General features: G+C 73.3%; 14 protein-coding genes. 11 read left to right on the forward strand and 3 right to left on the reverse strand.

All coding sequences use genetic code 11. The features are described from left to right. Positions 1 to 148 precede the first annotated feature (148 nt). Positions 149 to 1330: a histidine kinase gene (locus E1281_RS04020; RefSeq protein WP_243716558.1), complete on the forward strand. Its 1182-nt coding sequence runs from the start codon at positions 149 to 151 to the stop codon at positions 1328 to 1330. Then, positions 1327 to 2007: a response regulator transcription factor gene (locus E1281_RS04025; protein ID WP_131875753.1), complete on the forward strand. Its 681-nt coding sequence runs from the start codon at positions 1327 to 1329 to the stop codon at positions 2005 to 2007. Before E1281_RS04020 ends, E1281_RS04025 begins: the two co-directional genes overlap by 4 nt. Before the next feature lie 16 nt (positions 2008 to 2023). On the opposite strand, the gene E1281_RS04030 is transcribed toward E1281_RS04025, so the two are convergent. Both E1281_RS04030 and E1281_RS04035 read right to left on the reverse strand, forming a co-directional pair. Further along, on the reverse strand, positions 2024 to 3157 hold the full coding sequence (locus E1281_RS04030; RefSeq protein WP_243716560.1) for an EAL domain-containing protein: 1134 nt from the start codon (positions 3155 to 3157) through the stop codon (positions 2024 to 2026). 72 nt (positions 3158 to 3229) lie between these two features. Beyond that, on the reverse strand, positions 3230 to 3625 hold the full coding sequence (locus E1281_RS04035; protein WP_131875754.1) for an ABC transporter permease: 396 nt from the start codon (positions 3623 to 3625) through the stop codon (positions 3230 to 3232). Positions 3626 to 3695: 70 nt separating this feature from the next. Between E1281_RS04035 and E1281_RS04040 the strand changes: the two genes are divergently transcribed. The 7 genes from E1281_RS04040 (at position 3696) to E1281_RS04070 (ending at position 11082) form a co-directional block, all read left to right on the forward strand. Next, the gene (locus E1281_RS04040; protein ID WP_243716562.1) at positions 3696 to 4334 is read left to right on the forward strand and encodes an AIM24 family protein; all 639 of its coding nucleotides are present in this window, start codon (positions 3696 to 3698) and stop codon (positions 4332 to 4334) included. A 57-nt stretch (positions 4335 to 4391) separates the two neighbouring features. Beyond that, a complete protein-coding gene (locus E1281_RS04045; RefSeq protein ID WP_131875755.1) occupies positions 4392 to 5045 on the forward strand; it encodes an AIM24 family protein in 654 nt (217 codons plus the stop codon). A 3-nt stretch (positions 5046 to 5048) separates the two neighbouring features. Continuing rightward, positions 5049 to 5810: an AIM24 family protein gene (locus E1281_RS04050; protein ID WP_131875756.1), complete on the forward strand. Its 762-nt coding sequence runs from the start codon at positions 5049 to 5051 to the stop codon at positions 5808 to 5810. Positions 5811 to 5974: 164 nt separating this feature from the next. After that, a complete protein-coding gene (locus tag E1281_RS04055) occupies positions 5975 to 7573 on the forward strand; it encodes an ABC-F family ATP-binding cassette domain-containing protein (RefSeq protein ID WP_131875757.1) in 1599 nt (532 codons plus the stop codon). Positions 7574 to 7689: 116 nt separating this feature from the next. After that, entirely contained in the window at positions 7690 to 7902 is a 213-nt protein-coding gene (locus E1281_RS04060) for a helix-turn-helix domain-containing protein (protein WP_021596738.1), read from the forward strand. 145 nt (positions 7903 to 8047) lie between these two features. Next, entirely contained in the window at positions 8048 to 8902 is an 855-nt protein-coding gene (locus tag E1281_RS04065) for an enoyl-CoA hydratase/isomerase family protein (protein WP_131875758.1), read from the forward strand. Positions 8903 to 9111: 209 nt separating this feature from the next. Then, on the forward strand, positions 9112 to 11082 hold the full coding sequence (locus tag E1281_RS04070; RefSeq protein WP_131875768.1) for an ABC transporter ATP-binding protein: 1971 nt from the start codon (positions 9112 to 9114) through the stop codon (positions 11080 to 11082). Positions 11083 to 11112: 30 nt separating this feature from the next. On the opposite strand, the gene E1281_RS04075 is transcribed toward E1281_RS04070, so the two are convergent. After that, positions 11113 to 12078 carry a sulfotransferase gene (locus tag E1281_RS04075; protein ID WP_131875759.1) on the reverse strand — a complete coding sequence of 322 codons (966 nt, stop codon included), beginning with the start codon at positions 12076 to 12078 and terminating at the stop codon, positions 11113 to 11115. 181 nt (positions 12079 to 12259) lie between these two features. Between E1281_RS04075 and E1281_RS04080 the strand changes: the two genes are divergently transcribed. Together E1281_RS04080 and E1281_RS04085 are read left to right on the forward strand one after the other, a co-directional pair. Further along, on the forward strand, positions 12260 to 13027 hold the full coding sequence (locus E1281_RS04080; RefSeq protein ID WP_131875760.1) for a Sir2 family NAD-dependent protein deacetylase: 768 nt from the start codon (positions 12260 to 12262) through the stop codon (positions 13025 to 13027). Between the two features lie 88 nt (positions 13028 to 13115). Beyond that, positions 13116 to 13723 (forward strand): LD-carboxypeptidase (locus E1281_RS04085; protein ID WP_243716564.1); only part of this gene is annotated, 608 nt, incomplete at its 3' end.

Consider the following 13723-nt stretch of genomic DNA (forward strand, 5'->3'; position numbering starts at 1 on the left):
CGATCCCTTCTCGACTGCTTCCATGGTGCGTGCGCGGGGGCGGCGGATCGTCGTCCTGGGTGAGGTTTCGCAGGTCGTCCGAACGATGTAGGCCGGGGTCCTCACGCGGGTGGACGAGGCATGGCCGCGGGGATGCTGAGATATAGCCGTGGACACGTTCCGGCGCCTCACCACCAGGCAGGACGCCCTGATCGCCGCGGCCGCGCTGGCCGGCGGCGTGCTGATGCTCTCGGTGGACGGCCACGGGAGGTGGTCGCGGGACTGGGACCCGCCGTCCTGGGCGCGGCTCGTCCCGCTGCTCGGGCTGTGCGCGACGATGCTGCTGAGGCGGACGGCGCCGCGCGCCGGGCTGGCCGTCGCGACGGTGTTCAACGTCGCCGACCTGGTGTTCGGGCCGAGCATCGCCACCGCGATGATCTACGGGGACGCGCTGTACGCGGCGAGCCTGTACGGGCGGCGGCGGACGGCGGAATGGCTGCTCGGGACGACGCTGGCGGCCTCGCTGGCGGTGGCGGCCGGCACGATGATCGCGCTGGGCGAGGTCGCCGTCGGCATCCTCGGCGGCGCGGTCGCCGGGCTGGTCTGGGTGACGCCGGTCCTGTCGGCGATGGCCGTCCGGGAGCACCGGTACCGGGCGGAGGCGGAGCGCCGGCGCGCCGAGCAGGTGGCGCGGCTGGCCGAGATGGACCGCCTCGCCGCCGTGAACGCCGAGCGCGCCCGGATGGCCCGCGAGCTGCACGACGTGGTCGCCAACCATCTGAGCGCGGTGGCCCTGCACTCCACGGCCGTGCTGAAGGTGCGCGACCTGGACCGCGAGGGCGTCGAGCGGGCCATGGAGGTCATCCGTGACAACAGCGTGCGCGGCCTCGCCGAGATGCGCAGGATGATCGGGCTGCTGCGGGACGGGGACGCCGCGGGCCCGGCGGCGCGGCCCCGGCTGACGGAGCTGGAGCCGCTGGTCCGGCACACCGCGAGGTCCGACCTGTCCGCGGGCCTGGAGATCGCGGGGGAGCCGCCCGAGCTGCCCGCGGCGGTGGAGCTGGCCGCGTACCGGATCGTCCAGGAGTCGCTGACCAACGCCCTGAAGCACGCCGGGCCGGGGCGCGCCGAGGTCCGCGTCGAGTACACGCGGCGGCACGTGGTGATCGACGTGCTGAGCCCGCTCGGGCGGGACGGGTCGCGGCTCCAGGGCACGGGCAGCGGGCTGGTCGGGATGCGCGAGCGCGCGGTGATGCTGGCCGGGGACTTCGACGCGGGACCGGACGGCGGCCGGTGGCGCGTGCACGCCGAACTGCCCGTCGACCAGCAGGCCGGGGAGCGCGCGTCATGATCGATGTGCTGGTCGCCGACGATCAGGCCGCGGTGCGGGCGGGACTCGTGCTGATCCTCGGCGCGGCCCCGGACGTCCGGGTCGTCGGCGAGGCCGCGGACGGCGCGGAGGCGGTGGAGATGGCCCGCGCGCTCCGGCCGGACGTGGTGCTCATGGACGTCCGCATGCCCCGCCTGGACGGCATCGCCGCGACGCGGGAGATCGCGGGCCTCACCGACGTCCTGGTGCTGACGACGTTCGACATGGACGAGTACGTGTTCGGCGCGCTGCGGGCGGGCGCCGCGGGGTTCCTGCTCAAGGACGTCGACGCCGACCGGCTGGTGGAGGCGGTGCGGACCGTGGCGGCGGGGGAGGGGATCATCGCGCCGAAGGTCACCCGGCGGCTGATCGGCGCGTTCTCCTCCCGGCCCGCCGCGCCCGCGGAGCCGCCGCCGGGGCTGTCCGACCTGACGCCGCGGGAGCGCGAGGTCTTCGCGTGCCTGGGCGAGGGCCTGTCCAACGGCCAGATCGCGGACCGGCTCGCCATGGCCGAGACGACCACCAAGACGCACGTCAGCCGCATTCTGGGGAAACTCGGGCTGGCCAGCCGCGTTCAGGCGGCCATCCTCGCCCAGGAGACGGCCGGCACCGGGCTTTCGGCGCCCGTCCCACCCGAGAGATCGCCCGGGGGCGCCTGAGGCCGCAGGGGCGGTCTCAGCGCGACAGGCCGCGGATCAGGTCGGCGACCCGGACGATGCCCAGGCAGCGGCCCACCTCGTCGACCACGACCAGGTCGTCGTAGACGCGCTCGTCCTCGCGCCCGGCCGCCCGCAACGCCGCGACGGCGGGGACGGTGCGCGGCACCGTCCGCGGCGGGTCGGCGAGCCGCGCCGCGGGCCTGCGGGCGTGGAGGGCGTGGCCGTAGGCGCCGGACAGCCTGAGCAGGAAACGCGTCCGGTCCACCGCGCACCGGGGCCGCTGCCGCTCGTCGACGATGACGATGCTGGAGATGCCCGCCTCCGCGTTCAGCGCGTCGAGCACCTCCCCGGCGGTCGCCGTGTGCGGCATGGTCACCGCCGGGAGCGTGAACTCCGAGACCCGCGGCCCGAGGCCGGCGTCCTCCCGCGCGGGCTCCTCCCGGGCCGCGACCGGGACGGTGACCGGCATCCCCGGCCGCCACCCGGGCGGGGCCAGGACCGGCCCCTGGACGAGTCGCACACCGGCGTCGCGCATGTGCAGGACCTGCTCGCGGTTCGCCATCTGCGGCGCCAGGACGTGCGTCTCCAGGCGGTGCGCCAGTTCGACGAGGCTCGCCACCAGCGCCGCGCGGCGCGGATCGGACACCGACCGGCGGGCCAGGTCCGGGTCGAGCTTCAGCAGGTACGACGCGCCGTCCGCGAGCAGGTCCAGCGGCGCGTGGGCGGCGCCGAGGCCGGCGAGCCCGACGAGGTAGCCGGCGTGGCGGAGCCGGGCCAGCGCGGCGTTGACCGGCGGGCGCAGCGCGGGCGGGAAGCCTCCGGCGACGCAGAGGATGATCTCCTGCGGGCGCCGCCCCGTCCCGGCGAGTCCGTGGTGCAGTTCGGCGAGCAGGTCGTCCCCGCCGGAGAGCGTCTCGGCCCGCAGGCCGATCTGCAGCGGCAGCGGGGTCCCGAGGCCGGCGGCGGCGCGGGCCGCCTCCACGGCGCGGCGCACGTCCTCCGAGGCCGGGTCGAACCGCATCGGCGCGGATCCGGCCGCCGGCGCCGCGTGCGCCTCGACGGCGACGACCGCGCCGCTGCCGAGATCGACGACGGGCTGGAACGCCGCCCGGTCCGGCAGGACGGCGTCGGGGACTTCGACGGCTGACACAACCGCATCATGCCGTCCGCCAGGCCGCGAAACCGAATTTGTCGGAAGAAGTTAACCCACAGTTCGCGCAGGTCAGAGGCCGCGGCCCCCGGCGAGCGCGGACAGCAGGTAGGTCACTCCCGCGACGGCGGCGAGCCACACGTAGGCGGTGATGTCGGCGCCGCGCAGCGACTGGACGATCAGCGCGCCGACCACCGCGACGGTCAGCACGTCGCCGGTCATCGCGGCGGCCCGCAGGTGTGCGCGGGCCCGGGTGCCGGAGCCGAAGCCCTCGCTGACCGGCAGGGCGGGCTCGTTGCGCCGGTAGGCCAGGTAGGCCGCGTAGCCGGCCAGCGCGGTGAGCGCGACGAGGGCCGTCCCCGACCGCCCGTCGGCGGCGAGCACGGCCCCGACCACCACTCCGGCGCTCAGGACGAGCCCGGGTACGGCCCACCGGCCGAGGCTGCGGCGTTCGGAAGCGATCCACATGGTCCTCATCCTTCCCGATCCGGGGTCAAGGCGGGCCGTCAACGCGCCGGGGCCTGTATCTTCTCGCTTCGTGGCGCAATTTCGGATGAACGGCTCGAAGATGCTCGCCGTCGATCTCGGCGGCGAGACCATCAGGGCGCTGAACGGGTCCATGGTCGCCTACGAGGGCCAGATGGCGTTCAAACGCCAGGGCATGACGGGCGGCGAGGGCCTGCGCGGCGCCCTCAAACGGAGGATCGCCGGTGAGGGGATCACCCTCATGGAGATCACGGGGCAGGGGACGGTCTACCTGGCGAGCGAGGCGACGGAGGTCACCCTCGTCCAGCTCACCGGCGACACGCTGTTCGTGGAGTCGGAGAGCCTCCTGGCCCTCGACGGGAATCTGCAGACCGGCGTCCAGTTCGTCGGCATGCGGGGCATGGGGACCGGCCAGGGCCTCGCAACGACGAAGGTCGACGGGCACGGGACGGTGGCCGTCCTGTCCCAGGGGCCGGCCATCGCGCTGGAGGTGTCGCCCCAGTCACCCCTGTGCGTCGACCCCCACGCCTACGTCTGCCATCACGGCCAGCTCCAGCAGGACGTGGTGAGCGACGTCAACTGGCGCACGGTCATCGGCCAGGGGTCGGGGGAGAGCGTGCAGTTCCGGTACTCGGGACACGGGCTGGTCTACGTCCAGCCGTCCGAACGCGGCGGAATTCTGGAGATCTGAATGGCGACGAAGTCGGCGCGGGTGGCGTGGGGGGCCGTCCCCCCTCGGGAGGTATAGATGCCGGGCTACCAAACGATCAACTCCAAGATGCTCCAGGTGCCGATCGGGCCGGGGCAGGAGGTCTACAGCAAGCGCGGCGCGATGCTCGGCTACTCGGGGCCGGTGTCGTTCGCCCCGACGGCGACCGCCGGGCAGGGCGTCGGCGGCACGATCGGCCGCGCCGTCGCCGGTGAGCGCTCCGCGATGATGCACGTGACCGGGCAGGGCAGCGTCCTGTTCGGGCACGGCGGCCTCGAGGTCACCGTCATCGACCTGAGCGGCGGCGACACGCTCTACGCCGAGGCCGACCGGCTGCTCGTCCACGACGCGTCCCTCCAGGTGGGGACGATGTTCATGGGCGAACAGGGCGGTGTCCGCGGGATGGTCCGCGGCGCGGTCACCGGGCAGGGCCTCTTCACCACCACGCTCATGGGGAAGGGGGCGTGCGCGCTCCTGTCGCACGGCCCCGTGATGGAGATGCCGATCAGCCCGCAGCGTCCCGTCCACGTCGACCCGCAGGCCTACGTCGCGCATCGCGGCCAGGTGGAGAACAAGCTCACCACGGCGGTCGGCCTGCGCGAAATGATGGGCCGGGGCTCCGGCGAGGGGTTCCAGCTCCAGCTGAACGGCACCGGCGTCGTCTACGTCCAGGCCAGCGAGAGGAAGATCTGACCCGTGAGCACGTTCGGCACTCAGACCTGGAACGCCGGGAGCCTCCCCGGCAACGACAACGTCAACCCCTACGCCTTCAGCGTCGACCTCAACGGGCAGTGGTTCGCGCAGAAGGGCAAGATGATCGCCTACTACGGGCAGATCAGGTTCGAGGCGCTGTCGGCGGGACCGCTGGACGCCCTCGTCGCGCACACCTTCAACTCACCGCTCTACGCGCAGGACTGGATCGTCGCGCAGGGGCAGGGCAAGCTCCTCCTCGCCGACCGCGGGTTCGACGTCAACTCCTTCGACCTGGAGGACGGCAACCTCACCGTCCGGGCCGGGAACCTGCTGGCGTTCGAGCCGGGCCTGGAGCTCAAGCAGTCGATCATCCCGGGGTTCCTGACCCTGATCGGCACGGGCCGGTTCGTGGCCGCCTCCAACGGCCCCGTCCACTTCGTGGAGCCGCCGGTCAGGGTCGACCCGCAGGCGCTGCTCGGCTGGGCCGACGCCCCGTCCCCCTGCCACCACTACGACCACTCCTACATGCGCGGGGCGCTCGGCGCCGCGCGGGCGGTGTTCGGCATCGGCGGATCGTCCGGTGAGGAGCACCAGTTCGACTTCACCGGAGCGGGCACCGTGCTGATGCAGTCGTCGGAGGTCGTGATGCGCGAGGACGTCCTGCTGCGCGACCTCGAAGGGCAGATCGGGCTGGTCGGCACCTCCGGGCTCCAGCGGCTCCAGCAGACGATCAACCAGCGCCTCGCCGCCGAACGCCAGGGCTGACCGGGGCGCGAACGGCCGGGGCCCCGCCCGCCGTCCCGTACACTGGATGGATGGTTCCGCTCCCGAACTGACAGTGCGCCCCGCGCGCCCCGGTCCACGGCGACCGCGTGGCGCGCTTCTTCGTGCCTGTCCACCGAGCCGTCCGTCAGGGGAGCCCTGTCACTGTGATCATCGCCAAGGACATCGAGCTGCGCGCCGGGCCCCGGCTGCTGATCGAGACCGCCACGTTCCGGGTCAACCCCGGCGACCGGGTCGGCTTCGTCGGCCGCAACGGCGCGGGCAAGACCACCCTCACCAAGGTGCTGGCCGGGGAGGCGCAGCCCGCGCAGGGCGCCGTGACGTCCTCCGGCACCATCGGCTACCTGCCGCAGGACCCCCGCGACGTCGACCTGACCGAGCTGGCCCGCGACCGCATCCTGTCCGCCCGCGGGCTGGACGAGGTCATCCGCGAGCTGCGCGCCGCCGAGGACGCGATGGCGGCCGCGACCGGCGACGACCGCGACAAGGCCGTCCGCAGGTACGGCCGGCTGGAGGAGCGCCTGCACGTCCTCGGCGGCTACTCCGCCGAGGCCGAGGCCGCCTCGATCGCCTCCAGCCTCGGCCTGCCCGACCGGGCGATGGGCCAGTCCCTGGGGACGCTGTCGGGCGGCCAGCGGCGCCGCGTGGAGCTCGCGCGCATCCTGTTCTCCGGCGCCGACACCCTGCTGCTGGACGAGCCGACCAACCACCTGGACGCCGACTCGATCGTGTGGCTCCGCGACTTCCTGAAGGCCCACCAGGGCGGGCTCGTCGTGATCAGCCACGACGTCGAGCTGCTGGGCGCCGTCGTCAACCGCGTGTTCCACCTGGACGCCAACCGCAGCGTGGTCGACATCTACAACGTCGGCTGGAAGACGTACCTGGAGCAGCGGGAGACCGACGAGCGGCGCCGCAAGCGCGAGACGGCCAACGCGCAGCGGCAGGCGTCCGCGCTGATCTCGCAGGCCGACAAGATGCGCGCCAAGGCCACCAAGGCCAAGGCCGCGCAGCAGATGGACCGCCGCGCGCGGAGCCTGCTGGCGGGCGTCGAGGGCGAGCGGCGGGCCGACAAGGTCGCCAAGATCCGCTTCCCGGATCCGGCACCGTGCGGCAAAACCCCCCTCACCGCGGAGGGTTTGTCGAAATCGTACGGATCTTTGGAGATTTTCACCGACGTGGACCTGGCCGTCGACCGGGGCAGCCGCGTCGTCATCCTGGGCTTGAACGGCGCGGGCAAGACCACCCTGCTGCGCCTGCTGGCGGGCGTCGACGAGGCCGACACCGGGTCCGTGGTGGCCGGTCACGGCCTGCGGGTCGGCTACTACGCCCAGGAGCACGAGACCCTGGACGTCGACCGGTCCGTCCTGGAGAACATGCAGTCGGCCGCGCCCGGCATGGCGCCCGTCGAGGTCCGCAAGATCCTGGGCTCGTTCCTGTTCTCCGGCGACGACGTCGACAAGCCCGCGGGGGTCCTGTCCGGCGGCGAGAAGACCCGGCTGGCACTGGCGATGCTGGTGGTCTCCAGCGCGAACGTCCTGCTGCTCGACGAGCCCACCAACAACCTCGACCCGGCCAGCCGGGAGGAGATCCTCGGGGCCCTGCGGACGTTCGCCGGGGCGATCGTCCTGGTGACCCACGATGAGGGCGCCGTCGAGGCGCTCGCACCGGAAAGAGTGATTTTGCTGCCGGATGGTGTGGAAGACATCTGGAGTGACGAGTTTGCCGATCTGGTGGCGCTCGCGTGACCTGCGGGGTGACTTCCGCAGATCTTTTCTGGCCGAGTGGGTAGCCGAACTGCTGGGAATGACTGATCATGGCGGGGGATAACGCAGCGGTCACCACATCACTACGGGAGGTACTCGTGGCCGAGACCCTTAAGAAGGGCACCCGCGTGACCGGTGCCGAGCGCGACAAGCTGGCGGCGGACCTGAAGAAGAGGTACGACTCCGGCGAGAGCATCCGCGCCCTGGCAGCCGCCACCGGCCGCTCCTACGGTTTCATCCACCGGATTCTGACCGAGTCCGGCGTCAACCTGCGCGGTCGCGGCGGCGCGACCCGGGGCAAGAAGTCCTGAACGGACACCGGCCCCCGGATGAGCGCACCGCCTGAACCGGCGTCGCGACCGGCCGAGTAGGGTTCGGTCGCGGCGGCGGCAGGCAGCCGGGTCCCGTCCCGTGGACGGCGGGGCGGGCCCGTCGCGCTCAGCGAAAGGGAGGCCCATGGCGGACGGCAGTGCCGGCCCGAATACGGACGGACGGCCGGAAACGGCCACGGACCGGGCGGCGCGGAGCGACGTGCCCGGCCTCGACGCGGCGGCCCTCGGCGAGGCGGGGCTGCGGTTCGGCGTCGACGGCGCCGTCGCGACCGTCACGCTGGACAGGCCCGAACGCCGCAACGCCATGACGTTCGCGACCTGGCGCGGCCTCGCCGCGATCGGCCGCTCGCTGCCCGCCGGCGTCCGCGTCGTCGTCCTGCGGGGCGAGGGCCCGAGCTTCTCGGCCGGCATCGACCTCGGCATGTTCTCCGGCGGCGGCGAGGGCGGAGAGGGATTCACCGACGCCTCCGACGCGGAGGGCACCGACCGGTTCATCGCGGAGCTTCAGGAGGGCTACACCTGGCTGCGGCGCCCGGAGATCGTCACCGTCGCGGCCGTGCACGGCCACGCCATCGGCGCCGGCTTCCAGCTTGCGCTCGCCTGCGACATCCGCGTGGCCGCCGACGACGCCATGTTCTGCATGAAGGAGCCCGCGCTCGGGCTCGTCCCCGACCTGACCGGCACCAAGCCGCTCGTCGAGATCGCCGGCATCGGACGCGCGCTGGAGCTGTGCCTGACGGCGCGCACCGTGCCCGCCGACGAGGCGGCCCGGATCGGGCTCGCCGAGATCGTCGTCCCGCGCGACGGGCTGGACGGCGCCGTGCGCGACCTGGTGGCCGCGCTGCTCGCGGTGAACCCCGGCGCGGCCGTCGCGACCAAGCGGCTGCTGTGGCAGGCCGCCGGGAACACCCTCGAAGAGCAGAGCGCCGCCGAGCGCCGCGAGCAGATCGGCCGGCTGAGGGAGATGTTCGCACGCTGACCCGCCGGACGGGTGAGGCCGGGCTCGGCCCCGTACCCGTCCTCGGTCCCCTCCGCTCGGCGTTCCTCCGTTACGCCAGGAGCGGACGCGGGAAGGCGGCCCGCCGGCCCTGCGTTGTCCTCGCCGGATACTGAGATGCTTACTTGATTACGTTCATGCGCGGCGGCTCCCCCTCGGCCGCGCAGTGGACCTCGGAGGCGCTTGTGGGAATGCCGGGAACGCCGGGCAACGGCTGGCAGGTGATGGCCTCGTTCCGCAGGGACGGCTCCGTCACCCAGCAGAAGCTCAAGCCCGGCACGGTCGGGCGGATCGCGGGGTACGCCCGTCCCTACGTCCGGGAACTCGCGCTGTTCCTCACCCTGAACTCGCTGGCCGCGCTGATCGTCGTCGCCAACCCGCTGCTGCTCAAGGCGATCATCGACAGCGGGATCATTCCGGGACGGCAGAGCGTGGTCGTCTGGCTCGCCCTGGCAGTGGCCGGGCTCGCCTTCCTGGAGGCCGTGCTCGGCCTCGCGCAGCGCTGGTACTCGGCGCGCGTCGGCGAAGGACTCATCTACGACCTGCGCAGCCAGGTCTTCGCGCACGTCCAGCGGCAGCCGGTCGCGTTCTTCATGCGGGCGCAGACGGGCTCGCTCGTCAGCCGCCTCAACAACGACGTCATCGGCGCGCAGCGCGCCCTCACCACCACGCTGTCGTCGGTCGTGTCCAACGTGATCAGCCTGGTCCTGGTGCTGGTCACCATGATGATCCTGTCGTGGCAGGTCACGCTGATCGCGCTGCTGCTGCTCCCGATCTTCGTCCTGCCGGCCAAGTGGGTCGGCAAGCGCCTCCAGCGCGTCAGCCGCGAGCAGATGGTCCTGGACGCCGAGATGGGCTCGCTGATGACCGAGCGGTTCAACGTCGCGGGCGCGATGCTGGCCAAGCTGTACGGGCGGCCCGCCGAGGAGGAGGAGAACTTCTCCGGGCGCGCCGCGCGGGTCCGCGACGTCGGGGTCGTCGCGGCCATGTACGGGCGGATCTTCTTCACCGCGCTGACGCTGGTCGCGGCCCTGGCCACGGCCATGGTCTACGGCGTCGCCGGCTCCCTCGTCGTGAACGGCGCCTTCGAACTCGGCACGCTGGTCGCGCTCGCCACCCTGCTGACCCGGATGTACGGGCCGCTCACCGCCCTGTCCAACGTCCACGTGGACGTCATGACCGCGCTCGTCAGCTTCGACCGCGTGTTCGAGGTGCTCGACCTCAAGCCGCTGATCCGCGACCGCGACGGCGCCCGCGCGCTCGGCGAGGCGCGCGAGGACGCCGAGCACGCCGCCCATGGGAAGGCGGGTCCCTGCCTGTCCAAGGGCCCGGCGGCGCCGGCGCTCGAGTTCGACCATGTCCGGTTCGCCTACCCGTCGGCCGAGGAGGTGTCGCTCGCCTCGCTGGAGTCGATCGCGCGCCCCGACACCGCCCCCGGGCGCGAGGTCCTGCACGACATCGACTTCACCGCGGCGCCGGGACGGCTCATCGCGCTCGTCGGGCCGTCCGGCGCGGGCAAGTCGACGATCACCCACCTGGTGTCGCGGCTGTACGACGTCACGGAGGGCGCGGTGCGGATCGGCGGCGCCGACGTCCGCGACGTGACCCTCGAATCGCTGCGGGCCGAGATCGGCGTGGTCAGCCAGGACGCGCACCTGTTCCACGACTCCATCCGCGAGAACCTGCGCTACGCCCGCCCGGACGCCTCCGACGAGGAGATCACCGCGGCGCTGGAGGCCGCGCAGATCGGCGGACTCGTCGCCGCGATGCCCGAGGGCCTCGACACCGTCGTCGGCGACCGCGGCTACCGGCTGTCGGGCGGCGAGAAGCAGCGCCTCGCGATCGCCCGGCTGCTGCTGAAGGCTCCGTCCGTGGTCGTGCTGGACGAGGCGACCGCGCACCTGGACTCCGAGTCCGAGGCGGCCGTCCAGCGGGCGCTGCGCACGGCCCTGGCCGGGCGGACGTCCCTGGTGATCGCGCACCGGCTGTCCACGATCCGGGAGGCCGACCAGATCCTGGTGATCGAGGACGGCCGGATCGCCGAGCGCGGGCGCCACGAGGAACTGCTGCTCCAGGGCGGCCTGTACGCCGAGCTGTACCGCACGCAGTTCGCGCACCAGCGCGACGGGGAGCGGCAGACCGAGCCGCTCGGCGCGGACTAGCGCACGGCCCGCGCCGGCGCCGCCCGGGTCTCAGGCGTCCGAGCCGGTGCGGTAGCCGAGCCGCCGCAGCTCGGTCCCGGCGACCTTCTCGACCTGGGCGGCCTGCCGCGGCGTCAGGCGGTCCCGCCACGACCCGACCCCGTCGCCGTCGTCGGGCGTCCCGGCGCGGACCAGGCCCGGCATGGCCGTCTTCGACAGCGGCGCGTCCAGGTACCGCGACAGCTCCGCGCCCACCTGGCGCGGTTTGGCCACCAGCTCCTCGTAGCGGACGGTGAACAACTGGTCCTCGGGGACCTGCGCGCGCAGCCTCGCGCTGAGCCGTACCGAGCCCCGCCACCGCAGCGCGCACTTCACGGCCGCCGCGGCGCGCGGCCACCGGTTGCGCTCGGTGTGGTCCTCGACCCCGAAGAACGGGTTGGGGAACACGGTGTCCAGGTTGGCCAGGCCCGGCTTGAACCAGGCCAGGCAGCGCTCGTCGTCCAGCATGTCGGCGACCACGTCGCGGCCGTCCCGGATCACCTGGACGAGTTGCGCGTCCGGGAAGGCGTCCAGCAGGACGTCGGTGCTGTAGATCAGGTCGGGAGAGGCGTCGGCGAACCGGGCGAGCCCGCGGGGCTCCACGCACGGCTCCCCGGAGACGCCGTTCTGGACGGGACGCCCCGGGACCGCGGGCGGCCTCGGCGGCAGCCCGGCCAGCTCGCGGCATTCGTCCGGGCACTGCGCGCAGGCGCGGGCGGAGACCAGCCACGCCTCGGCGTAGGCGTCCCGGAGCACCCGCGCCGCCCCCTGGCCGCGCTCGGACGCGATCGACGGCTGCCGGGCGAACGCGTAGGTGACGCGCAGCACGCCGGGGCGGCCCGTGGTCAGATGGAATCCGGGGGAGCGCTTGACGGCGCGCGCGAGCAACTCCGCACCGGAGTGGGGCGCGCCCAGGATGAACACCGGGCGGCGCACCTTGGTGCCGTTGATCACCAGGATGTGCGGCGTCGACCTCATACGGGGCCAAGTTTGTCACCTTTTGGCGGCTGCTCGGTCCGTGACGCTCTGTAAGGGGCGACCGATATCCATCTGTTAGGCGAGGACCCGCCCCGCCGGACGCGCATCCCTCTCCGAGATGACGGCGCACCGTCCGCGCGGCTGAGGCGGGCCGCGGGCGCCGCCGCCTACCATGGGGAAGATGGACGCTCCCCTGACGCTCGCCGAGCTTTTGCCGAAGGCCGGGGCGATCACGGTCCTGACCGGCGCCGGGATCTCCACCGACAGCGGCATTCCCGACTTCCGCGGCCCCCAGGGCGTCTGGACGAAGGACCCGGCGGCGGAGGCGATGTCCACGATCGGCGCCTACCTCGCCGATCCGGACGTGCGGCGCCGCGCCTGGCGGTCCCGGCGCGACGACCCGTTGTGGGACGCCGAGCCCAACGCCGCGCACGCCGCCCTCGTCGAGCTGGAGCGGGCCGGGCGGCTCCGCGCCCTGATCACCCAGAACATCGACGGCCTGCACCAGCGCGCCGGATCGGGCGCCGGGACGGTCATCGAGATCCACGGCAGCATGCGGGACGCCGTCTGCCTGTCCTGCGGCCTGCGCACGCCCATGCCCGAGATCCTCGAACGGGTCGACGCCGGCGAGGAGGACCCGCCCTGCGTGGAATGCGGAGGCATCCAGAAGTCCGCGACGATCTCCTTCGGCCAGGCCCTGGACCAGGACGTCCTGGACGCGGCGGTCACCGCGTCCCGCTCCTGCGACCTGTTCCTGGCCGTCGGGACGTCGCTGACCGTCCAGCCCGCCGCCGGCCTCTGCCTGGAGGCGGTGGACCACGGCGCCCGCCTCGTGATCATCAACGCGGAGGAGACGCCGTACGATGGGCTCGCCGACGCCGTGCTGCGCCGGCCGATCGGCGAGACACTGCCGCGCCTCGCCGGCATCGCGCTCGGTACCGGGCGATGATCTGTTGGCGGGTCGTGACCGTGCGCCTCTTCCACTGGCGTCCGGATCCTGACAAGCTCTATCCGTCGCGGTGCGAGGAGGGATCGGGTTGAACAGCGGGGGCGCCCGCGCGGAGGCGGTCGAAGGACCCGCCGACGCGCCCGCCGTCGGCATTCCCGACGGACTGCCGCGAACGCGACAAAGCCGCAGGTATGGGCGATTGCGTCCCGGCGACCGGGTCGCGGTGATCGCTCCCAGCGGCCCCGCCGATCCCGCCCGGCTGGAGGCCGGCTGCGCCGTTCTCCGTGACCTGGGCCTTGACGCGGTGGTCGGAAAGCACGCCCTCGACCGTGTCAACCTCGGGCCGCCGGGCCCCGTCCGGGGCGACTGGCACCGGCTCGCCGGAAGCGACGCCGGCCGGGCCGCCGACCTCCAGGCCGCCTGGTGCGACCCCCGCGTCCGCGCGGTGGTCTGCGCACGGGGCGGCTACGGCGCCACCCGCGTCCTGGACCACCTCGACTGGGACGCCCTGGAGGCGGCGGCGGACGCGTCCGCCGCGTCCGGCCGCGGACCGAAGATCCTGCACGGATCCAGCGACGTCACCGCCCTGCACGCCGCTTTTGGAACGCGCCTAGGCGTCACCACGTCCTTCGGCCCCATGCCCGCCGGCGTGATCGCCGACCTCGGCCCCGCCCTGGCGGGCGAAGGGGCGGAGGG

The sequence above is a fragment of the Actinomadura sp. KC345 genome (genome assembly GCF_004348515.1).
GTDB lineage: Bacteria > Actinomycetota > Actinomycetes > Streptosporangiales > Streptosporangiaceae > Spirillospora.